Annotated in this window: 23 protein-coding genes; 10 read left to right on the top strand and 13 right to left on the bottom strand. The window is 44.3% G+C overall.

From position 1 onward, the window contains the following. Positions 1–5: 5 nt before the first annotated feature. From tatB to DL796_RS02165, 12 genes are all read right to left on the bottom strand, one after another. Positions 6–368: a Sec-independent protein translocase protein TatB gene (gene tatB / locus DL796_RS02220; protein ID WP_110199553.1), complete on the bottom strand. Its 363-nt coding sequence runs from the start codon at positions 366–368 to the stop codon at positions 6–8. Positions 369–385: 17 nt separating this feature from the next. After that, positions 386–652 carry a twin-arginine translocase TatA/TatE family subunit gene (tatA, locus tag DL796_RS02215; RefSeq protein WP_110199551.1) on the bottom strand — a complete coding sequence of 89 codons (267 nt, stop codon included), beginning with the start codon at positions 650–652 and terminating at the stop codon, positions 386–388. Between the two features lie 28 nt (positions 653–680). Beyond that, entirely contained in the window at positions 681–1,019 is a 339-nt protein-coding gene (locus DL796_RS02210) for a histidine triad nucleotide-binding protein (RefSeq protein WP_110199549.1), read from the bottom strand. A gap of 28 nt (positions 1,020–1,047) precedes the next feature. Then, entirely contained in the window at positions 1,048–2,700 is a 1,653-nt protein-coding gene (ubiB, locus tag DL796_RS02205; protein WP_110199547.1) for a ubiquinone biosynthesis regulatory protein kinase UbiB, read from the bottom strand. Positions 2,701–2,702: 2 nt separating this feature from the next. Beyond that, the gene (locus DL796_RS02200; protein WP_110199545.1) at positions 2,703–3,326 is read right to left on the bottom strand and encodes a ubiquinone biosynthesis accessory factor UbiJ; all 624 of its coding nucleotides are present in this window, start codon (positions 3,324–3,326) and stop codon (positions 2,703–2,705) included. Further along, positions 3,326–4,114: a bifunctional demethylmenaquinone methyltransferase/2-methoxy-6-polyprenyl-1,4-benzoquinol methylase UbiE gene (gene ubiE, locus DL796_RS02195; RefSeq protein WP_110199543.1), complete on the bottom strand. Its 789-nt coding sequence runs from the start codon at positions 4,112–4,114 to the stop codon at positions 3,326–3,328. Before ubiE ends, DL796_RS02200 begins: the two co-directional genes overlap by 1 nt. Positions 4,115–4,150: 36 nt before the next feature. Next, on the bottom strand, positions 4,151–4,540 hold the full coding sequence (locus tag DL796_RS02190; RefSeq protein ID WP_110199541.1) for a gamma-butyrobetaine hydroxylase-like domain-containing protein: 390 nt from the start codon (positions 4,538–4,540) through the stop codon (positions 4,151–4,153). Positions 4,541–4,713: 173 nt separating this feature from the next. After that, positions 4,714–6,567 (bottom strand): S8 family peptidase, encoded by a 1,854-nt coding sequence (locus DL796_RS02185; protein ID WP_110199539.1) that lies wholly within the window; start codon positions 6,565–6,567, stop codon positions 4,714–4,716. 443 nt (positions 6,568–7,010) lie between these two features. After that, a complete protein-coding gene (gene hslU / locus DL796_RS02180) occupies positions 7,011–8,351 on the bottom strand; it encodes an ATP-dependent protease ATPase subunit HslU (RefSeq protein WP_110199537.1) in 1,341 nt (446 codons plus the stop codon). A gap of 121 nt (positions 8,352–8,472) precedes the next feature. Continuing rightward, positions 8,473–9,012 carry an ATP-dependent protease subunit HslV gene (gene hslV / locus DL796_RS02175; RefSeq protein ID WP_110199535.1) on the bottom strand — a complete coding sequence of 180 codons (540 nt, stop codon included), beginning with the start codon at positions 9,010–9,012 and terminating at the stop codon, positions 8,473–8,475. A 241-nt stretch (positions 9,013–9,253) separates the two neighbouring features. Then, positions 9,254–9,817 carry an SPOR domain-containing protein gene (locus tag DL796_RS02170; RefSeq protein WP_110199532.1) on the bottom strand — a complete coding sequence of 188 codons (564 nt, stop codon included), beginning with the start codon at positions 9,815–9,817 and terminating at the stop codon, positions 9,254–9,256. A 152-nt stretch (positions 9,818–9,969) separates the two neighbouring features. Further along, positions 9,970–12,156, bottom strand: coding sequence for a primosomal protein N' (locus tag DL796_RS02165; RefSeq protein ID WP_110199530.1), 2,187 nt, complete (start codon positions 12,154–12,156; stop codon positions 9,970–9,972). Between the two features lie 289 nt (positions 12,157–12,445). Between DL796_RS02165 and DL796_RS02160 the strand changes: the two genes are divergently transcribed. The 6 genes from DL796_RS02160 (at position 12,446) to rpmE (ending at position 18,412) form a co-directional block, all read left to right on the top strand. Then, the gene (locus DL796_RS02160; protein WP_110199528.1) at positions 12,446–12,778 is read left to right on the top strand and encodes a hypothetical protein; all 333 of its coding nucleotides are present in this window, start codon (positions 12,446–12,448) and stop codon (positions 12,776–12,778) included. A gap of 465 nt (positions 12,779–13,243) precedes the next feature. Then, positions 13,244–13,789, top strand: a complete 546-nt coding sequence (locus DL796_RS02155) for a hypothetical protein (protein WP_110199526.1) — start codon at positions 13,244–13,246, stop codon at positions 13,787–13,789. Positions 13,790–13,814: 25 nt separating this feature from the next. Next, positions 13,815–14,438: a hypothetical protein gene (locus DL796_RS02150; protein WP_110199524.1), complete on the top strand. Its 624-nt coding sequence runs from the start codon at positions 13,815–13,817 to the stop codon at positions 14,436–14,438. A gap of 31 nt (positions 14,439–14,469) precedes the next feature. Beyond that, positions 14,470–15,318: a fimbrial biogenesis chaperone gene (locus tag DL796_RS02145; protein ID WP_227592933.1), complete on the top strand. Its 849-nt coding sequence runs from the start codon at positions 14,470–14,472 to the stop codon at positions 15,316–15,318. Between the two features lie 5 nt (positions 15,319–15,323). Then, positions 15,324–18,011 (top strand): carboxypeptidase-like regulatory domain-containing protein, encoded by a 2,688-nt coding sequence (locus DL796_RS02140; protein WP_110199520.1) that lies wholly within the window; start codon positions 15,324–15,326, stop codon positions 18,009–18,011. A 188-nt stretch (positions 18,012–18,199) separates the two neighbouring features. Then, entirely contained in the window at positions 18,200–18,412 is a 213-nt protein-coding gene (gene rpmE, locus DL796_RS02135) for a 50S ribosomal protein L31 (RefSeq protein ID WP_110199518.1), read from the top strand. Between the two features lie 99 nt (positions 18,413–18,511). On the opposite strand, the gene DL796_RS02130 is transcribed toward rpmE, so the two are convergent. Then, on the bottom strand, positions 18,512–21,052 hold the full coding sequence (locus DL796_RS02130) for a penicillin-binding protein 1A (protein ID WP_227592932.1): 2,541 nt from the start codon (positions 21,050–21,052) through the stop codon (positions 18,512–18,514). A 289-nt stretch (positions 21,053–21,341) separates the two neighbouring features. On the opposite strand from DL796_RS02130, the gene DL796_RS02125 reads away from it, so the two are divergent. The 4 genes from DL796_RS02125 to DL796_RS02110 are packed head-to-tail and all read left to right on the top strand — an operon-like array spanning position 21,342 to position 24,178. After that, positions 21,342–22,409: a pilus assembly protein PilM gene (locus DL796_RS02125; protein WP_110199514.1), complete on the top strand. Its 1,068-nt coding sequence runs from the start codon at positions 21,342–21,344 to the stop codon at positions 22,407–22,409. Further along, positions 22,409–23,005 (top strand): PilN domain-containing protein, encoded by a 597-nt coding sequence (locus tag DL796_RS02120; protein WP_110199512.1) that lies wholly within the window; start codon positions 22,409–22,411, stop codon positions 23,003–23,005. The genes DL796_RS02125 and DL796_RS02120 overlap by 1 nt, the downstream gene beginning before the upstream one ends. Further along, complete coding sequence (gene pilO / locus DL796_RS02115; protein WP_110199510.1) at positions 23,005–23,619, top strand: type IV pilus inner membrane component PilO; 615 nt, start codon at positions 23,005–23,007, stop codon at positions 23,617–23,619. The genes DL796_RS02120 and pilO overlap by 1 nt, the downstream gene beginning before the upstream one ends. A 1-nt stretch (position 23,620) precedes the next feature. After that, complete coding sequence (locus tag DL796_RS02110; protein WP_110199508.1) at positions 23,621–24,178, top strand: pilus assembly protein PilP; 558 nt, start codon at positions 23,621–23,623, stop codon at positions 24,176–24,178. Positions 24,179–24,185: the final 7 nt, after the last annotated feature.

The following is a 24,185-nucleotide window of genomic DNA, read 5'->3' as shown; positions in this document are numbered from 1 at the left end:
GGCAATTAAGAGGAAGTCTTTTTATCGTCGGTTAGATTTGAAGTGCCTGACTCGATAGCTTGCTCGGCGCGCTTTTTGGCTTCTTCAGCGGCTTTAATTTTCTGCTCAGCTTCGTCGCGCAGCTTCTGTAGGTCAGAGCCTTCCGCTTGGCGCTTAATCATGGCTTCGTGCTCTGCGAGTTTTTTCTTCATCTCATCAAGCTCAAGCTCACGATTAACTTGGTGGTTAAAGTTAGCCACAGTGCGCTTAGCTTTGCCTGCCCATCGACCAAAGGTTTGCATTGCTTTAGGTAAACGCTCTGGCCCTAGTACTAATAGTGCCAGAATCATTACAAGCAGTAATTCGGAAAAACCAATGTCAAAAGGCATAATTGGCTAGATTGTTGCTATGGTTTCTTGTTACTTTCAGAGTCTTTTGACTCGGAAAACTGAGCGTCTTCCGCTTTATCAGCACGGTCGTCTTTTAGGCCTTCAGTAGACTTTTCCTTAGGCTCTTCTTTAGAGTTGGACTTGTCGTCTTCATCTTTAAAAGCTTTCTTAAAGTTTTTAAAGGCCGCGCCGAAGTCGCCGCCAGCATTACGGATTTTCTTAGTACCGAAAAGCAGCAAAATGATAACGAGCAGTATTAATAATTCCCACATACCAGGTTTCATGGATATACCTCAATTGTGTCGCTTGATATTAAGCAAAAGGTAAGCGACCGCCGCCGCCCAAAATATGAATGTGTATATGATACACTTCTTGTCCGCCTTCATCACCTGTATTGATGATGGTTCTGAAGCCTTTTTCACAGCCCGTTTCATGTGCGATTTGTGGTACTTTTCGCATCATGTAGCCGAGAAGATCCTGATGCTGATCTTCAACCTCAGCCAGGCTGGCGATATGAAGCTTAGGAATCATCAGTAAATGAACCGGCGCTTTCGGCGCTATATCTTTAAAAACATAAATTTTTTCATCTTCATAAACTTTTTCGGATGGAATATTACCATCGATAATTTTACAAAAAATACAGTCGCTCATAATGCTATAAACTCTCTGTTTGCTTGGTTTATTTGGTCTTGATTGGCCATAAGCTTTTAACTAAGAAAAACAGAGCCAATACACCCGACGATAACGCCGGTACCCAATCTTGAGGCAGCCCTAAGTATAGCAAGCCGCTTAATAGCGCAAACCCACTGCCAATAATGGCGTGCTTTTGGGCGTGGTTTTGGCGGAGCTTGTAATGCTCTAGTTGAGTCAGCTCCTTTTTTAGGCCTTCGAATTTTTCTAACTCTTGCCCCAGCCGATGAACGTTATCGAATAACAAGCCCGGGATTTTTGGTGCCTTATGTAGCCAGTCCGGAAGCTGCGCTTTAACTTCGTCAAATATGGCTTGTGGCCCAATTTGATCTCTTAGCCACTTTCTCAAATAAGGCTGGGCGGTTTCCCACAGGTCAAGTTGTGGATAAAGCTGGCGCCCCAGGCCTTCGACATAGAGTAGTGTTTTTTGTAGCAGAACTAACTGTGGTTGAACCTTCATATTAAAGCGACGGGCCGTCTGAAAGAGCTGTATTAAGAAGTGACCGAAGGATATTTCAGCTAATGATTTCCCGAATATGGGCTCACAGGCGGCACGAATCGCAGACTCAAACTCTGGGATTGAGACGTCATCATCAATCCAACCTGACTCCACATGAAGTTCGGCAATGCGCTTGTAGTCGCGCTCGAAGAAGGCCAAGAAATTATGCGCCAAATAACGCTTATCGGCTTCTTCTAAAGTGCCCATAATGCCACAGTCAATGGCGATATACTGAGGCTTTTCAGGATTGGTGGTATCGACGAAAATATTACCCGGGTGCATATCCGCATGGAAAAAGCTGTCGCGGAACACTTGTGTGAAGAAGATTTCGACGCCGCGATCGGCCAGCTCTTTCATGTTGACGCCATCGTCTTTCAGACGCTGCACATCGCCAATAGGAGTTCCGGCAATTTTTTCAACCACCATGACTTTACTGCGCGTATAGTCCCAGTAGATTTTTGGCACATAAAGTAACTCCGAGTCACTAAAGTTGTGACGCAGGTGCGAAGTATTGGCGGCCTCGATTCTAAGATCCACTTCGCGCTCAAGTGTTGAGTCGTATTCTTTGACGACTTCTTTAATGCGCAAGCGACGCGCTTCGCTTGAGTACTTTTCAGCCCAGCTTGCGAGCTCATGCATCATGCTTAAATCACGGCGGATTTTTTTGCGAATATTAGGGCGCAAAACTTTAACCACTACTTCTTCGCCGGACTTTAAGGTCGCTTCATGAACTTGAGCAATGGAGGCAGAGGCTAGAGGAGTGGTACTAAAGCTGGTAAATACCTGCTCAATTGTTGCTCCCAACTGCTTTTCGATGACAGCTTTGGCTTGGTCTGAAGGGAACGGCTCTACTTGATCTTGTAGGCGCGCCAGCTCGTCGGCAATATCAGGCGGTACCAAGTCTCGTCGGGTCGATAACATTTGCCCTAATTTAATGTAAATCGGGCCAAGCTCGATCATGGCTAAGCGTAAGCGTTCACCACGAGATTTGTCTTGTGCTGATTTTTTGAAACTTAAAGAAAACAAGCGGGCAACCGGTCGCAACACCGCTAATGGCGTTGGCGTTAAAAACTCATCAAGGCCATAACGCACTAATGTGCGGTTTATTTTTAGGGCATGGTGCAGCTGCTTAATGGTATTCATTATTATGCTGTGTCCTTATCAGCTTGTGCTCGCTGGCTCAGTCGCTCAATACGCATGGCAAGGCGTTCGACGTCAGATTTTAAGTCAGCGATATCATCATAAAAGTTCTCGAGCTCTATCGACGCAGGCACTGCCTTTGCCTCAAAACGCAGATACTCGCTGGCATTTTGTTGGGCAGTATCTGTAGTTTTACCAAGCCACTTAAAAAAAGCACGCCCATTACTAAACAGCTGGTGGGCAGCAATATCGCCCACATATTGAGATAGATGCTCCTCCCAATCGATGTCTAACTGGTTAAAGAACTTCTGAAAATTTTGCGCCGTACTAATTTCACCCGCAAAACGAACCTCACCTTTAAAGATAGGCGTGCTATCGTCGCCAGAAGCTAAATTGAAGAAAGAAAGTAAGCCCCCACTCAGTTCAGCGTCAGCAGGCTTGTCACAGCGATGTTTCACTAGGATGTAGCTTTCATCAATCACGAAATACAGTTTCTGCTCTATATCGGTAAAGTGGAAAGCAATGATCTTTTGATCAAGGCGAGCTAAACGTTGCTTAGCCTCTGGGTCGAGGCTAATCACTTTATTGATAACCGTTTCAATAGTCGGCGCGAATAGCTCCACCAGCATTAGTACTTCTTCCCGATATGCAACGCGACTACGCCACCGGTTAGATTGGTGTATTCGGCGTCATCGAAGCCGGCGTCTGTCATCATGCCCTTTAAGGTTTCCTGATCAGGGTGCATACGAATCGACTCAGCTAAGTATTTATAGCTTTCGGAATCGTTAGCAACCAGTTTGCCCATTGCTGGCAGTAGCGAGAAAGAGTAAATATCATACACTTTCGACAACAAAGGTAGCGCAGGTTTCGAAAACTCAAGAACTAGCAAGCGACCGCCTGGTTTTAGAATACGGTACATGGACTTAAGCGCTTTATCTTTTTCAGTAACGTTTCTTAAACCAAAGGCAATGGTAATGCGATCGAAATGATTATCTGGGAACGGCAAACACTCAGCATTCGCTTGCACAAAGTCAACATTGCCGACAACGCCAGAATCGACCAACTTGGAGCGGCCGACCTTAATCATAGAATCGTTAATATCGGCTAAGATGACTTGGCCTTGATCACCAACAATTTTAGAAAACTTAGCTGTAAGATCGCCAGTACCACCAGCTATATCGAGAATTCTTTGACCACTACGAGCGGCGGCGCGCTCAATCGTATAGCGCTTCCACAAACGGTGCACACCGAACGACATGAGATCGTTCATCACATCGTATTTACCCGCTACGGAGTGAAATACTTCCGCAACCTTGGCCGCCTTTTCTTCTTTAGCGACGGTCTCGTAACCAAAGTGAGTGGTGTTGTCCTGCTCTTGTGGCTTGTTATTGCTGTTTTGCTTGTCGTCTTGTGTCATGACTTGATTCTTTGTTGGTAGCTACGTTTGCTAATGTTAGTTTGAGTTAGGGGTGTACACATTAACACTTTTATCGGCAGAGCGACTTAGACCTGCTGCTTCGAGACGTTTTAAGTAAGTCTGCCAATTCGTGGTCTGATCACGCCCAAGCTCAAACAATGTCTGCCAAGTATACAGGCCACTGTCGTGCCCGTCATCAAAACTGAGCTTAATCGCGTACTGGCCCACAGGTTCGACGTCGGTTACTGTGATATGTTTTTTTCCTCCAACCAAGGTCAGCTCTTGGTTACCATGCCCTCGGACTTCTGCTGACGGCGAAAATACCCGCAGATACTCATAAGGTAAGAAGTAGGTATTCCCTGAAAAGCAGACTTCAAGTTGTCGCGACTTTTGATGCAGCTTAATGGCGCTAGGCACTTGGTTCATGGCTTTGTGATAAAACAGTTTTTGATAGTGCCATTGTAGCAGAGCAGACGATGAAACTGGAGAGATGTGTAAGATTAGCAGAGAGTCATACTGTATTAATATGAGCGATAAAAAAAGCCGACCCTAGGGCCGGCTTCTATCATCTATAGTTAAGATGAACTAACACGTTGAGATTATTCCCAAACAACGTCTAACGTTACGCCAGAGAACGTCTGATAAGCACGTAAGCTGATGTAGTAACGGTCTTCCGCTGGATTAGAAATAGAACAACTCTCGTTGTTGCCCCATTTGTACGGACGGCAGTCATACGCTGACGTAGTAGGCTGTGAACCGCGACGAACGTATAAGTCAGCGTCGCCTGAGCCACCGCTAATGGTCGCATTTAATGTGCTCATACCTGCTGGTACGTCTAAATAGTAGTGTTTCCACTGGCCACTGCTCGCAGAGATGTTTTCAATCTTAGAGCTACCACCGTTGCTTGGAGGAGGAGTTGTGCCACCGCCATCATGGTTAGCTACTAAGCTAGCACCAGAGAATGAACGATAACCACGAACCATCACATAGTAAGTACCAGTTTGTGCACTGAAGTTACAGCTTTCATTGTTACCATTTTTATATGGACGACAATCGTAGCTTGATGTTGTTGGAGCGCTACCGAACTTCACGTAAAGGTCAGCATCACCTGAGCCACCTGATAACTGGAAGTCAACTGACGTTGCGTCAGACGGAACTTCGAAGGTGAAGTCAGTTTCAGAACCTTGAGCGCCTGAGACTGATTGTGCAACACCGTTCTCAAGTTCGTTGCCACCTGGAGGTGGTGGTGGAGGAGGTGTAGAGCCATCGAAGAAGCTATATAGCAATAAGTTTGGCGAGCCTGATTTAGCGTCGCTTACTTTGCCTGGAGTAGCAGCATCAAGGATTGCTTGCGTTACTTGGCTCACAGAAGCGTTAGGGTTGTCAGCTAGGTATAAAGCTGCAACACCAGCAACGTGTGGAGACGCCATAGAAGTACCACTAATAGTGTTAGTGCCGCCATTGTGCCATGCTGAAGTAATGCTTGAACCTGGAGCATAGATGTCTAAGCAGTTACCGTAGTTCGAGAAGCTTGAGCGAGAGTCGCTTGATGTTGTTGAACCAACTGTGATTGCGCTAGCTGCACGAGCTGGAGAGTAGTTACAAGCGTTTGAGTTATCGTTACCTGCCGCTACAACTGTAGTAACACCAGCGTCAGTCAAACGTTGAACAGCCGCGTCAGTAGTACTAGAAGCACCGCCACCTAAGCTCATGTTAGCAACAGCTGGCTTAACGTGGTTGTCAGCAACCCAGTCCATACCTGCGATTACGCCAGAGTTTGAACCGCTACCGCTACAGCTTAGTACACGAACACCGATAAGGTTAACGTTTTTTGCGATACCGTAAGTGCTACCACCTACTGTACCTGCAACGTGCGTACCGTGACCATTACAGTCAGTGGCATCGTTATCGTTATCGACTGTGTCGATACCGCTCACAGCACGACCGCCAAACTCGCTGTGCGTGTTTAAGATACCTGTATCAATAATGTAAGCGTTTACATTTGATGCAGTTGTGTTGTAAGTGTAAGTGCCGCTTAATGGAAGATCGCGCTGATCCGTACGGTCGATACCCCATGTTGCATTGTTTTGAGTAGCGTTGATAGACATCATTTGGTCTTCTTCAACAATCTCAACGTTAGGGTCTTGAGCAAGCTTCATGGCTTGTTCTTCAGACATTTGATAGACGCCGCCTTTCAATACCTTTTTATAGGTACGAGTAACGCGAGCCTGATATTTGTTAGATAGTTGGTCGTTAACCATTTGTACGGCTTTAAGGTTTGCTTGTGAAGCGAATAAGCCTTCGTTTTCAGCAACGACATCATCTTTTAGGACAACAATGTATTGTCCTTTGATAGCGTTTGACGGGTTGTGCGCTGTTTTGAACTGACCAGCGTATGCGCCAACAGCTCCAGTCGCAAGTAGTACCCCTGTAACCACTTTAGTTAGTTTCATATTTATTACCCCTTGGTATTTATTTCTTATCTCTCTTCTCATAAGAGCACTTGGACTGTATAAAAATTGACTTGTTAAAACAATTTTATTTATGCAAAAAAGGGGGTTAGATGAATAAATCTTGAGGCTTGTCACTTTTGTACACAGCGTTACAAATCTCAAATATCTCAAACCCAGACTTGCTAATAAGACTTTATCTGCTTTATCCCATGGCGTTATACGCTTCTATCTTAGTATTAAATTTTTGTTTTATAACAAGGTGTAGTCATTGTGATTTTAGAATTATCTAGGGTGAGTGCGATGTGTGAAGATATACAGCGGTTATATTTGGCATTAGCTCAGCTAAATGCAAATTTGAGCTATAAACGTAGATGAGTTTGAAATAGATTAGAAACAAAAAAGCTGACCTTATTTGGTCAGCTTTTTTGTGTGAGGCGCTTCTTTTATAGAATAAAGCGACTTAGATCCTCGTCATCGGCTAAATCTGATAGCTGTTTTTTGACGTATTCCGCATCAATCACTAACGGCTCGTCATTCTCGCTTGCATCAAAAGATACTTCGTCGAGTAAACGCTCCATGACTGTATGCAGGCGGCGAGCACCGATGTTTTCAGTGGACTCATTGACTTGGAAAGAATACTCAGCAATTTTCTCAATACCACTTTCGTCAAACTCGATTTTCTTACCTTCAGTCGCCAATAGCGCTTGATACTGCTTAGTTAAAGCCGCATCTGGTTCGGTTAGAATGCGCTTGAAATCTTCTGGCGTTAGAGCGCGAAGTTCGACACGAATTGGCAAGCGGCCTTGTAGTTCTGGGATTAAATCCGACGGTTTCGACAAGTGGAAGGCACCTGACGCAATAAATAAAATATGGTCGGTTTTGATCATGCCGTACTTAGTGTTGACGGTACAACCTTCAACTAGCGGTAATAAATCTCTCTGTACACCTTCACGCGAGACACCGCCTTCTTGGCTATCGCTGCGTTTAGTCACTTTGTCGATTTCATCAAGGAATACGATACCGTTTTGTTCGACCGATGCCACAGCTTTAATTTTCAGCTCTTCCTGATCGATCATCTTCGCCGCTTCTTCTTCGGTCAGCATTTTCATAGCGTCTTTGACCTTAACCTTGCGCTTCTTACTCTTGCTTGGGCTCATGTTTTGGAACATGGACTGAAGCTGACTGGTCATGTCTTCCATGCCTGGAGGCGCCATAATATCGATACCGACGGACATTTGTGCCACATCAATTTCGATTTCTTTATCGTCTAAATCGCCTTGGCGGAGTTTCTTACGGAATACTTGGCGAGCTGAAGAGTCTTCAGTTTTTGGCTGTTCTTCTTGATCCCAAGGTGAATCAGACGATTTGCGAGCTGGAGGAAGCAGAGCATCGAGTACCTTCTCTTCGGCAGCATCTTGAGCGCGCCCTTCAACCTTGGTCATTTCCTGCTCACGCAACATTTTAAAAGCCGCATCGACTAAATCACGAATAATTGATTCAACATCACGGCCGACATAGCCCACTTCGGTGAACTTCGTTGCTTCGATCTTAATAAAAGGCGCGTTAGCTAGCTTAGCAAGACGACGGGCAATTTCAGTTTTACCAACACCCGTAGGGCCAATCATTAGGATATTTTTAGGGGTAATTTCATTACGCAAGCTTTCGTCAACCTGCATACGGCGCCAGCGATTACGTAGCGCAATAGCTACAGAGCGTTTAGCACCACTTTGGCCGATAATGTGTTTGTCCAGCTCATGGACAATTTCACGAGGAGTCATAGACATAATAAATTCTCTTTGATTCTTTGCTTTAAACCGTCATTGTGTGTGAAAGTGCCTTTAGGTAAAGCAATCCGTGAGAGATTACTTCGGGCATGACAGCCCTCGTAATGACGGTAGTCAATTACTAGTATTCTAATTCTTCAATGGTTTGATTGTGGTTGGTGTAGATACAAATATCACCAGCGATAGTTAAACCAGTTTCAACAATCTCACGCGCACCAAGCTCAGTTTTTTGCAATAGGGCTTTAGCTGCTGATTGCGCAAAGGCACCACCAGAACCGATAGCAATTAAGTCATCTTCTGGCTGAATCACATCACCATTACCAGTGATCACGAGCGAATGTTCTTTATCTGCCACAGCAAGAAGTGCTTCGAGCTTTCTCAAAGCGCGATCGGTACGCCAATCTTTGGCTAACTCGACCGCGGCGCGCATGAGTTTACCGCCGTGCGACTCTAACTTGGCTTCAAAGCGCTCAAACAGTGTAAAAGCATCGGCTGTTCCGCCAGCAAAGCCAGCGATAACTTGATCGTTATATAAGCGGCGAACCTTTCGAGCATTACCCTTCATAATGGTATTGCCTAAAGAAACCTGTCCATCGCCACCAATGACGACCTTTCCATTGCGACGCACCGATAAAATGGTGGTTCCACGATATTGTTCCAAAATTCTGCTCCGGAGTTTTGTTCTTTGTTACTCAGCTAAATGGGGGCGTGACAAATGAATTCAAGGATAAATTATGCCCTAGGCTCGCTATAAATGTTGCAAAGTGTGAAGCTATTAGATTCGAAATTGCAGACGGACTTATTGATAAAGAGTTGGACAACAAGCCCGTTAATCGGCCAAACATTGATAAAAGTCCGGCCTAAGGGGTAATGAGGTAACTTAGAAAGTTTTTGCTAGCAGATTACCAAATCTGGCAATTTAGATATTTATTATCCTGTAGTTTGTGGCGATCGCTTTCGGCGGTTCGTTTGCTTTTATAGGGGCCGAGGCGTACGCGATGCCAACCGCCTTTGGTGAGAATGTTTGCTTGGAAGCCGATAAAGGCAAGCTCTGCCTTCATCTTTTCAGCATCGTCAATCTTTTTAAAGGCGCCACACTGCATGATATAGGTTTTGTCGCTGTCAGTGTTTTTAGGTTTGTTAATGACCACATCAACTTCTTTATTGGTTAATGCTTCGTGATAAGTGAACTCAGTATCAGGTTCTTTTGTGGATTCCTTTTGTGTCTGTTCCGACGCTTTGTTTTGAGATTTCTCGGTTGCGGCCTTAGTCTCTTTCTGCGACACAATTTCCTCGATGACATCAGGCTTTTTGACGATAGCCCACAAGAATACGGCGAAAAGAGTCAGCAAAATACCGCTCAGAAAAACAATGATCGGGGATATTGGTTTTTTAGTGTTGCTGCGTGGTGTGCGCGTATTGGTTTTTTTCTTTGCGCGCTTACGCTTGGCGTAATCTTTAGTCATTATTATTAGAAAGCTCAGTTTGGGGCAACTTGGCCACATCGTCTATGGGAGTATTTTAAGCGCTGGGCTAAGGAAGTCCAACGCCCAATGGCAAAAATGATAAAAATTGTGAGGAGTCGCAGGCTAATGCTGTTGGCGAGGTTAGTTTAGGGCTAAAACACTTCTTGTGGATCGATGTCTAGCGACCAACGAACTTTGCGCGAACTTGGAAGTTGCTCGAGTGTTGGCGTGATGGGGCTTAATGCCTGCTGTAGGCGTTTACGCTGGGCGTGTTGCACCATTAATTGCGCACGCATTTTGCCAGCGCGCTTGGGCATTGGCGCGGGATATGGGCCATAAACACTTAAACCTGTATGTTTAAGTTGTTGTTTTACATCATTTAAAAACGTCATAGGCATTTCAAGCGTATTCGCTTCTGCGCGGAAAATGGCCATGGCGGTATAAGGTGGAAGCTGTGCTTCTTGGCGCTCGGCTAGAATATTTCGGCTAAGCGTTTGGTAATCCTGAGTGAATAAATTGACTAATAAAGGATGATCGGGGTGATGTGACTGAATCACGACTTCGCCTTTAATACCTTTGGAACGCCCAGCTCGGCCAGCGACTTGGGTTAGTAACTGTGCGGTGCGCTCGGTGGCACGAAAATCTGCGCTAAACAAACAGCCATCGGTATCGACCACACCGACTAAAGACAGTTTTGGGAAGTGATGACCTTTGGCCAGCATTTGAGTACCGATTAAAATGTCGATCTCGTTATTCTTTATAGCCTCGACGAAGTTTTGCATCGAGTCTTTGCGCCGCGTGCTGTCGCGATCAATCCGAGCGACTGATTTGTCAGGGAATATTTCTTTGAGCGCTTCTTCTAGACGTTCTGTACCTAACCCTACCGGATTGAGTTGTGGGGATTGACACTCAGGGCAGCGTTTCGGCATAAATACTTGCTTGTCGCAGTGGTGGCAATGTAAACGTTTAAAGCGCTGATGATAGGTCATGTGACGATCACAGCGTTGACAATCAGCAATCCAGCCACACTCATGGCATATCAAGGTTGGCGCAAAACCTCGGCGATTAAGGAAAATCATGCACTGCTGGTTTTGCGCGAGGTGCTTGCGCATATTATCGATTAAAGGCTGCGATAGCCCTTGATTGAGGTGGCGCTGTCGCACGTCCAACACCTTGATATGGGGCGGTTTTGCTTCACCAGCACGCTTCGTTAGTCGTAATAACGAAAGCTTACCTTGCTCAACATTATGCAACGACTCCATAGATGGTGTGGCGCTACCCAACACAATCGGGGTTTGCTCGTACTGCGCCCTAACGATAGCGAGATCGCGCGCGGAATAACGGAAACCTTCTTGTTGTTTATAGGAAAGGTCGTGTTCTTCATCGACAATAATCAAACCTGGTTTGGCTAGAGGTGTAAAAAGTGCAGAGCGGGTGCCAATAACTATCGAAATTTGACCGGCACGAGCTTTTAGCCAGATATTCAAGCGCTGTTTATCGGTTAAGCCGGAATGAAGCATGGCGATAGGGACATTAAAGCGGCGTTCCAAACGCTTTACCGTTTGTGGCGTTAGGCCAATTTCAGGCACTAACATCAACACTTGCTGCTGGCGACTTAGCGCTTCACGAATAAGCTGTAAATAGACTTCGGTTTTTCCACTACCAGTTACGCCATCCAACAAAAAGCCCTTAAAGCTCCCGAAATGTGGCCTAATCGAGTCCACTGCATCTTCTTGTTCACTAGTTAAGGTTACGTTTTCTGTGTCGTAGCCTGCTTCAGGCTCATAGACCACTTGGCTTGGCTTTTGCTCAGATCTCACAAGCCAGCCTTTTTCTTCAAAGGTTTTCAGGTAAGAGGGTATAAAGTCGTGGAGCCCTAACACCTGCTCCGTAAGAACACCATTGTGCTCGAGACATAGCTGAAAAAGCTGCTTTTGCTTAACGGCATTGCTACGGATTTTAGGAATAGCATCCTCGCCTGATGGGGTCAGTGACCATTGCCATTCAGGCTCTAACTTAGCGGGCTCACCTTTGTTAAGAAGGGTTGGTAAACAATTGGCGAAAACCTCTCCTATAGGATGTTGGTAGTAATCAGCAGCAAAACGAATAAGCTTGAATAATACGCTTGGTAGTAAAGGCTCACTATCGATAACTTTGTCTATATACTTGAGTTTGCTGCTAGGAACCTGACTGCTGTCTGGATGGCTCAACACTACGGCGGTTAGCTTCTGACGACCAAAAGGCACTACAACGCGGCTGCCCACAGCTGGCGCTGTACCTTTATATCGGTAATCAAAAGAGCGACGTAGGGGAGTCGGAACCGCGAGTCGAATTAGCATTTAGTAACGTTATTAGATCTTAAGCAAAGTGAATGCGTCAAGGATAGGTAGTGCGAACACTTATGGCAATAAATATTTTGCAGTCTGATGCTTATGAAATAGCGTGTTGCGTTGGGAAAGCAGAAAAAGATAACCTGGTCGGACTTGTGATTGTAAAAAAACCTGATACTGTATGCTCTAGTAAAAAATACTAATGTCAAAACAAAAAAGAGATAGAAAAAACTAATCGTCAGGCAGAATAGAGTCTGTCATTACGATTAAAAGCAAATTCAATGGGGAGGAGCGTGAGATGAAAATAGGTAGTATTGCGTTTTTAGCGGGGTTAGCGGTAGCGGTCATTGGTGGCTTCGTAGAAGTTAGCTGGTTTCCATTATTACTGGTAGTCGTGGGTTTAGTGGTTGGTTTCCTTAATGTTTCGGGTAGTGAAACAAAAGGATTCCTAATCGCATGTATTGCTTTCTTGATGGCATCAACAGCGATTTATCCATTAGAGAATGCCTTAAATGATATAGCCGGTCTGGGGACTATTATCGGATCTATCATGCATAACATTGGCTATATGGTAGGTGCCGCAACCTTGATTGTTGCAATCAAAGCGCTATTTGAGATGAGCAAAGATTAATAACGACAACAACTTATAATAGCAATAATAAAAACTGAAGCAATTAAGCGACCTAGAGTCGCTTTTTTTATGCTCTAAATTCGTCAAGCCTCAAATTTTGAACTCATAAGGTATTTATATAGAATTGTTTATAAACCTGACAAAAACAAAAATATATCAATCTGAAATAAATCTGAGGTGGCAAGTTGGCCTGCTAAAAGTGACGAAAATTGTCACTTGTTGCCGGTTGCATGTCAATTTTGAAAGGGTTTGTTCAGAAGATAACCATGTTACTAGCCTAGATAGGTCAGGCAATATATGATAAAAAGGCATCAAGTTATTGATAAATAATAATTTTATATTTGTTACGAATATTCATGTATAAAAAATAGACATTTTGATGCATATTTGACTTAGTATGAGCCTTTTTATGTGATATAGTTCGCATCCTGTTGCCAGAGAGCAGTTTTATATAGAGGTGAAATTATGAATATCTTAACAAAATCTATATTTGTAGCTAGTCTAGCTGCAAGTCTTATCTTTGCATCATCGAGCAAAGCCGCAGAGTTGGACGTGAATGTTGACGTTTCAATACCAAACGTACTGATTCTTTACGCATACACAGATATCGATTTAAGCTTTGCACCTGGCGAATTCGCAAGTCTTTTAGATAGTAGTTGTACTACTGAAGATTGTGCATCAGCTCTAACAGCAACACAAAGTGGCACTATTTCAAGTAATGCTGTTAATCTTGATATTGCCTCAGATCTTGCCGCAACAGGCACTTCAGCAACTGTCACACTACAAAACAGCTGGGCAGTACGTGCATTAGGTTACGGTACTTTTAACGCTTCTATTGCTGACAAGGCAAGCGAATCAGCAGTTTCAAATCTTGATATAACACCATCAACTGGTACGCCTTCTATGGCAGCTACAACAGGCGCTGTTTCGTTTGATATCGATTTAACATCTTCAGATTTGGATGACGGTACTGTAACCGCTAACTATACGATTACAGTAACGGGCTCTTAATAGCGACCGGCCATTGAGAAACAGCATGAATGCTTTACAAAAAAAGTCGAGCCTTTTGAGTTCGGCTTTTTTTGTTATTTGTCTGGGGGTAGTTGATACAGCCAGTGCGAATGTTAATTGTAACTCAATAGATGAATCGCTAGTGGTTTCTAGAAGTGATGTTACTAAAAGAAGTAATTCTGCTGAGCAGGCTTTCGCCATTACCGGTAGTCAGTCGAAGCTGATAATTAACCAGAGCATTAATCTCGATATCGGCTCAGACCTTTCTCGTTTTGATCATAGCAGAGTGGTAAAAAGTACAGAGTTTATTTGGCAAGTGGATGTGACATTTGAAGGCGCTGCAAATGATGATTATATCACTGCGGCATACCAGTTTAACGGACTGACTCAAGGTGATAATAAAATTTGTAGTGGGGCTAACTCTTGTCTCGACGTTGTGCAAATTCGTGCTCTTCCTAGTGCCAGGCAGAATTTATATTGGTTGTGGTTTAAAGTAGGCGTGAGAACCCGCGGTAGAATTGAGTTAACGTTGGATTTAAGCAATGCTAAAGATAGCGGAGTTTACCGAGGGAATTTGCAAGTAGAGTTATTTAGAGGGTCTGACAGCAGCGGAGGTGATGGCACTCCTTTGAGCTGCGACAACCTATAAACTACTGCGCTTGAATTAATGAGGTTGCTTAGTGTTTAGAAAAATTGTTTCTATATTTCTTATTTTAATCCTATCAGGCTTAATGCTTGCAGAGTCTATAGATGCCGCGAGCCAAAAAGGACTTCAACCACAACTAGCTATCTCGCCGTCGCGCGTAGAATTCAATACCGATGAAGTGCGTAGCACTAAAAGCGTGACAGTTCTGAATTTAGGGGCAGAGCCCATGAGCGTTGAAGTCTCGGTACAAAACTGGGATTTTGATGAGAATAATAACTATCGCGCTCTACCACCGACACCACAAAGCTTGGATCAGTGGCTAATCATTAACCCTGTGCGGTTAACGATTCCAGCCAAGAGTCAGCAAACAGTTCGTATGGCTATCCGCCCGAAAGCAAAACCAATGGACGGTGAGCATCGTGCTATGATCTTTTTTAAGCAGCAACAGAAAGAGCACTCAAAAGGAGTGAATGTACAGTTTAATGTCGGCGTGCCAGTCTATGCTTTCTTTGGCAAGACTATAGAAAACGCAGTATTTCATGGCATGAGTTATTCGAAGGAATCACAGGAACTAACGTTCGACCTCACCAATAAAGGTAATGTTTATATTCGCCCAGAAGGAGTGTTTAGAATCGTGGGGAAGACAAGTCTCTCGGATGAAGAGTTGTTGTCACAGCTAAAGCTCAACATAGGTGAGTCCCAAGGTAAGTATATTGAACAAGGCAAGCTGAATTCAAAACCTGTTTTTTCTGGCGAACGTCGAACAGTTAAAAGCGCTTTACCACTGACTAAATCACTGCCTGATGATTACGCTCTAGTGTTAAAGGTGGATATTGCAGGTACTGTCTATGAAAAGGTTTACCGTGTAACAAACGGTAAGTAAGAGCATTGGACAGCAAGATTATAACCAAGGTAGGTTTTGCGCTAGCGACAATGCTGTCGGCGAACGCCTTTGCACAGCCTAAGCCGCACTCATCAAATATAGACGAAGTGACAGGCGAGTTAGCCTACCATAGCCCAAAACCGCTCGACAGTAGCGCCATTTATAGCCCGTGGGAAGCGAGTTATAACGATTCGGGTTCTGCTAAAACCGCCGGTAACAGTTTCGGTTATGAAAAAATCCTAGTCGGTTTAGAAGTGCGAGGCCGTGAGCTTATCGCGCTCGATATCGTAAAATCAGAAACTGATTATCTAATCCCAATTGAGCAAGTATTTCCAGTCATCGGCGCCAGTTTTAAATTAGAGAATGGCTTTATCACTGTGAGTGTGCCTGGAGCAGATGTTGAAATCCCTGCTAGGCAAAGCTTTCGAATCGATGGTGAGTTATGGATGGGGCTGAGTACCTTAAATGAATACCTTAGGGTCAACGGTGACTTTGATGAGTCAAAATACGCATTAACGTTGTTACCGCCCTGGTCCGAGCAACGTGATTCTGTAACGAGCCGGAGCAATACACAAGACCTTGAAGTGGACTTCAAACCTGATGTATTTAGCTTACGCCAGTTCCGTTTGTCGCATGAAGTGTATGCAGAGAAAGATGGTGGGCCATTAGATTTCACACAAAATAATAGTCGCAGTGAAATCGTAGGGAGTGGCGCGGCGGCGGGTGGCTCATGGTTACTAGAAGCCGAGAAAAACACTTTAGGCGACTGGCGACTAGATGAATACTTTTGGCTTAAGCGCGATGATAAAGAACAGTGGTTGATAGGTAAGCAAGTGGCGAGTCCATCGGTCGTATCGCCCACTGTGACGATTACTGGTGCACAGTATTTTTACAGCAACAAAAGCCTGCCTTTTGACCCTTATCAAGATATTAGTCAGTCACGCTTTTTTCGGGAGCTTGGCACTTCGGTACAAAAGATTAGAGGTACTGCTGAAGCGGGTGCTATCGCTCAATTATTCGTTAACAATCAACTAATTGGCGAAACTTTTGTACGCCTCGACGGTACCTACGATTTCGGTGAGGTGCGATCGGAATCAGGGCTTTATAACGAAATAGAGGTGGTGATTTTAGATGCAGTTAGCCGAACCGAACTGGAGCGTCAAAATAAAACTCGATTAAGCTCTGAAAGCTTGCTGAGTAAAGGTCAAATGGTCACCAGTGTTGCTTATGGTAAGAAGGGGAATTGGCTCGATCCGGACTTTGAGGATAATGGTGAGGCGGGTGTTTTTCTTTATCGCTACGGCTTAAGCGATGAAACCACGCTTGAAGCAGGGTATTTATTGGATGATGTTGATACAAAAACTGCGGGTGTGGCGTCTTCTTTAGGTAGCCACTTTGTTGGTGCGTACCGTGCTGCTTGGCGTAATGATGCGCTGACACAACAGCTAGAGCTTGATGGAAGCGGTAAAAAGTGGCGAGCTTCTACTTTTGTACGTCAGCAGGAAGCGGGTTTTTTCGATAATACGGATGGTGATTTAACTACAGCCAACGCCTACTTTTATTACACACCAGAAACCAACCTACGTTTAGAATTAATCGGGCGTTACCAAGACCGGAAGAACCAGCAAAGTACCGCTTTAAACAATGAGAAAGTCAGTTTCATAAAGCCCGGGGTTTTTTATGGAGTAAGTGATAACTTCTCTGTTGCGATGCGTCCTGACTTCGATGGCGCTTATCGAACAGAGTTATATTATCGGCCAAGTTTTGAGTCGCGATTTAGAGTGACGCATAAGCCGGATGAGCAAACTGTGCGATTTGATCATAGTGTTAATGAAAATATACAAAGCTATATGTCTGGGCGAATGTATAAGGGCACTCTAGACAATCGTCCTTACCAGAACACCGTTATTGAGTCAGCCGCTGGTTTCTATTGGCGCTCGACGGATTGGACCAGCTATGATCATTTACGGTTCGAGGTCAATCATTCGAATGAGTACGGTGCTGGCCTATTTGCTGAATACCGTAAGCAAATTGCCTCTGGAGTCTATCTTGACCTAAGAGTGCGCGAAGCAGACCCACAATACGATGGTGGCCTTTCAGTATTTGCACGCGTTTCGATGGACTTTGCCGTCGCAGGCGATAAGTTTGTGCCAGCAACTCATCGCAGATCTTATAACACTAACGGCACCATCGCCGGCAGTTTAAATACCGGCAGTGACAGCTGTGACATGGAGCATGTCAGCGTACTGGTAAACGGTTCAAATTATAAAGTTCCTGTTCAGGGCTGTACCTTCTATCTGGAGAAAGTGACCCCTGGAATCCACCGCGTGGCTTTGGATGGTGAGTTCTTGCCTATTGAGCTGGTGCCTGATACGAAAAGCTATATTGTTGAAGTTGGATCTTCTGCGGTAACCCGCGTCGATTTTGACATGGAAGCAAAGTATAGCGCGGCAGGCCAAGTAACTATTAATGGTGAGGCTAGCCCTCAAACCAAGATTGCTGTCTTTGATAAAGACGGAAACCTAGTCATGAGCACTTATACCGATCAGTTTGGTTACTTTAGGGTTGATGGGCTACGCAATGGCGATTATCAGCTGCAAGCGATAAATGATAAGGATGAAATTCTTGGCCAGCGTTCATTTTCTGTAAAAAATAACTTTTTATTTGGCGTGGATATCGAGCTTGTAAGGTAAGAGTGTCCATTAGGAACAAGGCTTTTCATTTTAGCGACTTGATCTCAGTAGCACTTGATCTCAGTAGCAATGGCGCGTACAATCTCGCTTCCCAAATATTTGAGTGGTGTTTGGCGTAACTTGGTTCTGTTAGTTAACGGTTCTTTAGGTTATAGCCCGAATGGCGACTCCAAAAAGAGAGATGAATTATGAAACAAGGTATCCACCCAGAATACAAAACGATCAAGGCAACTTGTAGTTGTGGTAACGTTATTGAAGTAGGTTCAACTGGTTCGGACATCAGTCTTGATGTTTGTTCTGCATGCCACCCGTTCTATACTGGTAAGCAGAAGATGGTTGACTCAGGCGGCCGTGTTGATCGTTTCCGTAAGCGTTTCGGTAGTCGTACGCTTAACAAGTAATAACCCTAGGTTATTACTGAAAAAGGCACCTCTAGGGGTGCTTTTTTTGTGCCTTAAAGGAAAGCCTAGCTGCTGATTAAAAGCGGCTAGGCTTGAAAGCTAGAATATGGAGCTTGGCTCGGGCTCTTCCTGCTCTTCTTCTGGTGGTTCTTGCTGGCCTTCATCTTGAATGGAGTCGATCAGTTGATCTAACTCTTCTTGCTCAAGGCTTTCAGGCGAGTCTTGCTGTTGAGAGCGATTGGTCTGATTATAGATATCGCCAAAATCAGTGCTTCTTTGGCTAACCTCAGAAGGTACATTGTCATCTCTAAAATATTCGAAAATAGCATTACTTTGGCCAAGAGCCGCTAACTTCCCTGTTTCAGGATCGATCTTAGCCGAGACTACACCAGGCGGTTGGATAATTTCTTGCTCAGGTATGCCTTCAAGAGCCTTTTCCATAAAGGATGCCCAAATAGGTAATGCGGCTTTACCACCGTACTCGTAACGCCCGAGGCTTCGTCTGTGATCCGAAAAGCCCATCCATGCACTGGCCACAAGCTTATCGTTAAAGCCTGAAAACCAAGCATCTTTATAGTCGTTCGCAGTACCGGTTTTGCCCGCTAAGTCGTGGCGCTCCAATAAAGGACTGTTTCTGCGTCTTAGCTGAGTGGTCGCTGTACCACTGTGAATAACATCCTTCATCATGTCGTAGATAATAAAAGCATCACGCGGGTCGATGACTTCTTTGGCAATTTTCTTTTCAGGCAATGGTAGAGCAGGGTAGTTGCGTATTTCAGGTTTGTATTTAGCGTCACGAATTTGGTTGTTAATACGAATCTGCTCGCACTCTTCACATACTATTTTAGGCGTCGCTTGATAAAGAATGTCGCCATAAGAGGTGGTTACCTTCTCGATGTAATAGGGCTCCACTTGATAACCGCCATTAGCCAACACGGCGTAGGCTGTGGCCATTTCAAGAGGGGTGAAACTCGCGGTACCCAGTGCTAAGGATTGATAAGGATCCATGTGTTCATCAGGCAGACCAACTTTAACTAAGAACTGCTCGGCGTAGGCGGGACCAATGCTGTCAATCAAGCGCGTCGAGATAGTGTTAATGGAGCGCTTTAAGCCGATCCGCAAGCGTGTTGGACCATTGTATTTTAAGTTGTCGTTTTGGGGTCTCCACACCTCGTCTATTTCATTGTTAACTTTGACATAAGGCGCATCGTTGACAAGACTAGCGGCCGTGAAACCTTTGGCGAAGGCTGCTGCATAGATAAAAGGCTTAATGTTTGAGCCCGGTTGACGACGAGCTTGGGTGACCATATTGAACTTGTTGGTCAAATAGTCGAAGCCACCGACCAATGACGTAATACCGCCATCTTTAGAACGAATCGAAACAAAGCCCGCCGAGGCTTCGGGGGTTTGGCTCAAATGCCACTTATCCTCGTCAACCGACATGATGCGAATAAGGTCACCAACAGCGGCAATTTCTTGTGCCGACTTTGGTTTATAGCCAATCCGACTATCGCTAATAAATTTAGCTGCCCAATTGAGACCGTCCCAATCAATGGTAATTTCTTCTGCATCAGCAGTCAGGACTGTAATCGACTGTTCCTTAACATCGGTGACGATTGCAGGGCGTAAACCTGCGATGACTGGGGTGTCTTTTAAAATCTGTAATAGTTCACTTAATTCCTTATTAGAGAAATCTTCAATTTGGCGCTCTGGGCCTTTGTAACCATGACGGCGGTCGTAGCTAAAAAGACCTTCGCGCAAGGCGTCATTAGCGATTTTTTGATGCTTTGAGTCGATAGTCGTGACTATATCGAGACCATGATTGTAAGCAATGTCGCGACCAAAACGGTTTATGACATCAAGACGCACCATCTCGGCTACATAAGGCGCTTCAATATCGAGGGCAGCAGCGTGCTTTTTAGCCGTAAGGGGAGTTTCTACCGCAAGCTCGTAAACGTCTTTATCTATATAGTTTTCGCGAAGCATACGACTTAGTACGAGATTTCTGCGCTGAAGGGCTCGTTCGGGATTTGAAATTGGGTTATAGGCTGATTCGCCTTTGAGTAGGCCTGCCATCATGGCGGCTTCTGGTAGCGTAAGCTCGGTCAGAGATTTGCCGTAATAGACTTCAGCCGCTGCCGCGAGTCCATAGGCTCTGTGACTAAAGTGGACTTTATTGGTATAGAGCTCAAGAATTTCTTCTTTGGATAACTCCTGCTCCATTCTGATCGCCAGAAACATCTCGATAAGTTTTCGCTTAAGGCGCTGATCGCGGGTAAGGAACATATTCCGAGCGGTTTGCATGGTTAAAGTGCTGGCGCCTTCGGAAAACTCGCCAGTGGTTGCCGCAACTTTAATAACCCTTAGTAGACCTTGAACGTCGACACCACTATGCTCATAAAAGCGCTGGTCTTCGGTCGAAATTAATGCATTAATGAAGTTTTTGGGGATTTGTTCGTAGCTGACTGGTTCACGCCTAACATCTCCAAACTCGCCGATTAGCTTGCCATCTGAGGTAAATATGCGCATCGGGGTTTGTAATTTTACATTTTTAAGAGAGTCGATTTCAGGCACTTGCGGAGTCGCATAAAGGAATGCGCCAATAATGGTCATAACCACAAATATTGTGATAATAATCACAAAAAGGGCTAATTTCTTCAATATATTGATGGTCATTTTATGAGAAAGATTTATTGTGAAGCGTAATAGCTGATGAACGAATTGAGTACCAGTATACCTTTTCTAAAAAAAAAGGCTGAATTTTTTTGTAAATCAGTGTAAATATAGTATCTTAGAAGTGTTAGTTAACAAAAAAGTTTAAGTTTAATGTGGATTTGTATCCACTTTTCTGGGGACATGTCTTAGAAGTATATTAAGATAAAATGGACAAATGGACTGTGTTGAACCAACTTAGTGAGGCATAGGATTTATGGTTCTGGGGTTATTCAAAAAGAAACAAGTACCAGTTATAGGTATTGATATCAGCTCGACGACGGTCAAGGTGTTGCAACTTGGCAAGTCTGGCGGTCGCTATAGAGTTGATCGATACGCTGTCGAACCATTACCACAGGGCGCAGTAGTAGAACGAGATATTCGTGATACTGAAGCGGTCGGTAATGCAATAAAAAAAGCTGTCCAAAAAGCTCAAGCCAAAACCAAAGACGCCGCTGTGGCAGTGTCGGGCTCAGCAGTAATTACTCGCACCATCCAGATGGAAAAGGGTCTGTCAGACCAAGAAATGGAAGATGTGATTAAGGTTGAAGCGGATCAGTATATTCCATACCCACTTGAAGAAGTTAACCTCGACTTCGAGGTGTTAGGCGATTCTGCAACAGATGATAATTTGGTGGATGTGCTTTTAGCGGCCTCACGCAGTGTTAACGTTGATACTCGACTTGATGCGCTAGACATCGCGGGCTTAACCCCCAAGATTGTCGACATCGAAGCGTATGCCATTGAACGCTCGTATCAACTGACTAAAAAGAAAACAGTTGAGCACTTAGAAGATTCGATCGTGGCGATTGTTGATATCGGTGCGACCATGACAAGCTTAAATGTGCTTCAAAATGGGCAAGTGATTTATAACAGAGAGCAACTTTTCGGCGGCAATCAATTAACTGAAGAAATCCAAAGTCGCTACGGTTTGTCGTACCAAGAAGCTGGCCTAGCTAAAAAGCAGGGTAGTTTACCGGATGACTATGAGTCAGAAGTTTTGATGCCTTTTGCTGAAATCATTACGCAACAAGTTGGCCGTGCATTACAGTTCTTCTTTTCTGCGAGCGAATACAGCTCGGTAAATGAAGTTATCTTAGCTGGTGGCTGTGCATCCATTGATGGCTTAGATGGCATGATTCAAGAGCATCTAGGTACACCAACCCGCGTGGCTAACCCATTTGCGGATATGTCCATTTCGTCTCATGTGAATACACAAGCATTGAGCGCCGACGCGCCAGCAATGATGATAAGCTGTGGACTAGCATTAAGGAGTTTCGAATAATGGCACGCATTAACCTACTCGATTGGCGTGAAGAGTTACGTCAAGAACGTAATAAAGAGTTTTGGATTACCTTCGGTTTAATGGTAGTGCTGGCTGGTTTGATTTGGCTATTAGTCAATACAGTTATGAACTCGAGAATCGAAAACCAAGATAAGCGAATTAACAAACTGAACACTGAAATCAGTGTGTTAAAGCAACAAACTAAAGAAATTGATCGGCTTAAAAAAGAAAAAGAAGAGCTAATCAAGCGGATGGAATTGATTACCGATTTGCAACAAAGTCGCCCAGAAGTAGTGCGTATGTTTGATCAGTTAGTTCGAGTGACTCCTGAAGGTATTAACTTAACGACTTGGACAAGGCAAGAATCCCCAAGTACTGGTGAGCAAGCGACAGAACATAAGTTAGTGTTTACTGGGCAAGGCGAAACAAACCCTAGAATTTCTGAATTTATGCGTAAAATGGACAGTTCTGACAGGCTGCAAACATCGGCTCTAAAAGATGTTAATAGGCAGAACAAGGGGCTCCCTGCACAAAACTTCACACTGGAAGCTAAGCAAATTATTCCTGACACTGTGAAACAACAGGAGGGCAAATAATGGCTGATTTAAGTCAATACCAGGATTTTAATAATATTGGTTCTTGGCCTCTTCCTGGGAAAATAGTATTTATCATTATTGCTATGCTGGTGGTTCTTGGCTTGGGCTATTACTTCGATACTAGCGAGCAGTTAAGTGAATTAGAGTCCAAAAAGAAAAAAGAAGTTCAGTTATTAGCAGACTATAAGCGCGAATACGAAAAAGCCGTTAATTTGGACGCTTATCGTGAGCAAATGGCTGAGATGAAAGAAACCTTTAAAGGACTTTTAGAGCAGCTTCCAAAAAATACTGAAATTCCAGGTTTGTTGGATGAAATTTCCTATGCCGCTTCAGGTGCTGGTGTTGAGCTTCTGTCGCATAAATACTTGGATGAAACTAAGAAGGCTTTTTATATCGAAAAGCCGATTGAAATTGTGGCGACAGGTAATTATCACCAGATAGCAGATTTCGTAAGCCGTATATCTAAATTACCTCGTATTGTTACTTTGCATAGCTTTGAGATAAAACGTGCAGGGGGTGGTTCGAGAAGAGGCGCGCAAAACCGCGAACAGTCTGAGCAGTTAAGTTTTAGTGTGTTAGCTAAAACCTATCGTTATGAGTCAGAGGAGGGATAAAATGAAGCATACTGTTAAAATTAAAGCCCTTCTAAGCACTATCATTGCATTAGCTGTATTAAGTGGCTGTGAAGATGGTGATATGCAAAGCTTAGACAGCAAAATTGCTAAGATTAAGAGTGAGACGAAAACGAATATTGAGCCTCTACCAAAAGTTGAAGCTTATGAGCCGTTTACGTATTCAGCATCAGACTTGCGCAGTCCATTTGCCAAGCTCGATCCTGAGCTTGAGTCGACTATGATGCTGATTGATGGAGATTGTGAGTCAGATGTAAGGCCAGATCCTAACCGTCAAAAGTTCGAGATGGAAAAGTATGGCTTAGATGCTCTCAGGTACTCAGGCATGATAGCAAATAAGAAAGAATTAAGAGGTTTAGTCAAGATTCTTAGCGGTGATAGTGCTGGTGTCATTCAGCCTGTTCATGTAGGTGAGTATATCGGTTTGAATAATGGCAAGATTACTAAAATCGATAGTAACCAGATCACCATTGAAGCGATTGTCCCGAACGGAAGAGGTTGCTGGGAAAATCGTACACAATACCTAGTATTAGGGCAGTGAGGGGCTG

The organism is Kangiella spongicola, from assembly GCF_003194565.2.
Taxonomy (GTDB): domain Bacteria; phylum Pseudomonadota; class Gammaproteobacteria; order Enterobacterales; family Kangiellaceae; genus Kangiella; species Kangiella spongicola.
This window is presented reverse-complemented; position numbering and strand designations above follow the sequence as displayed.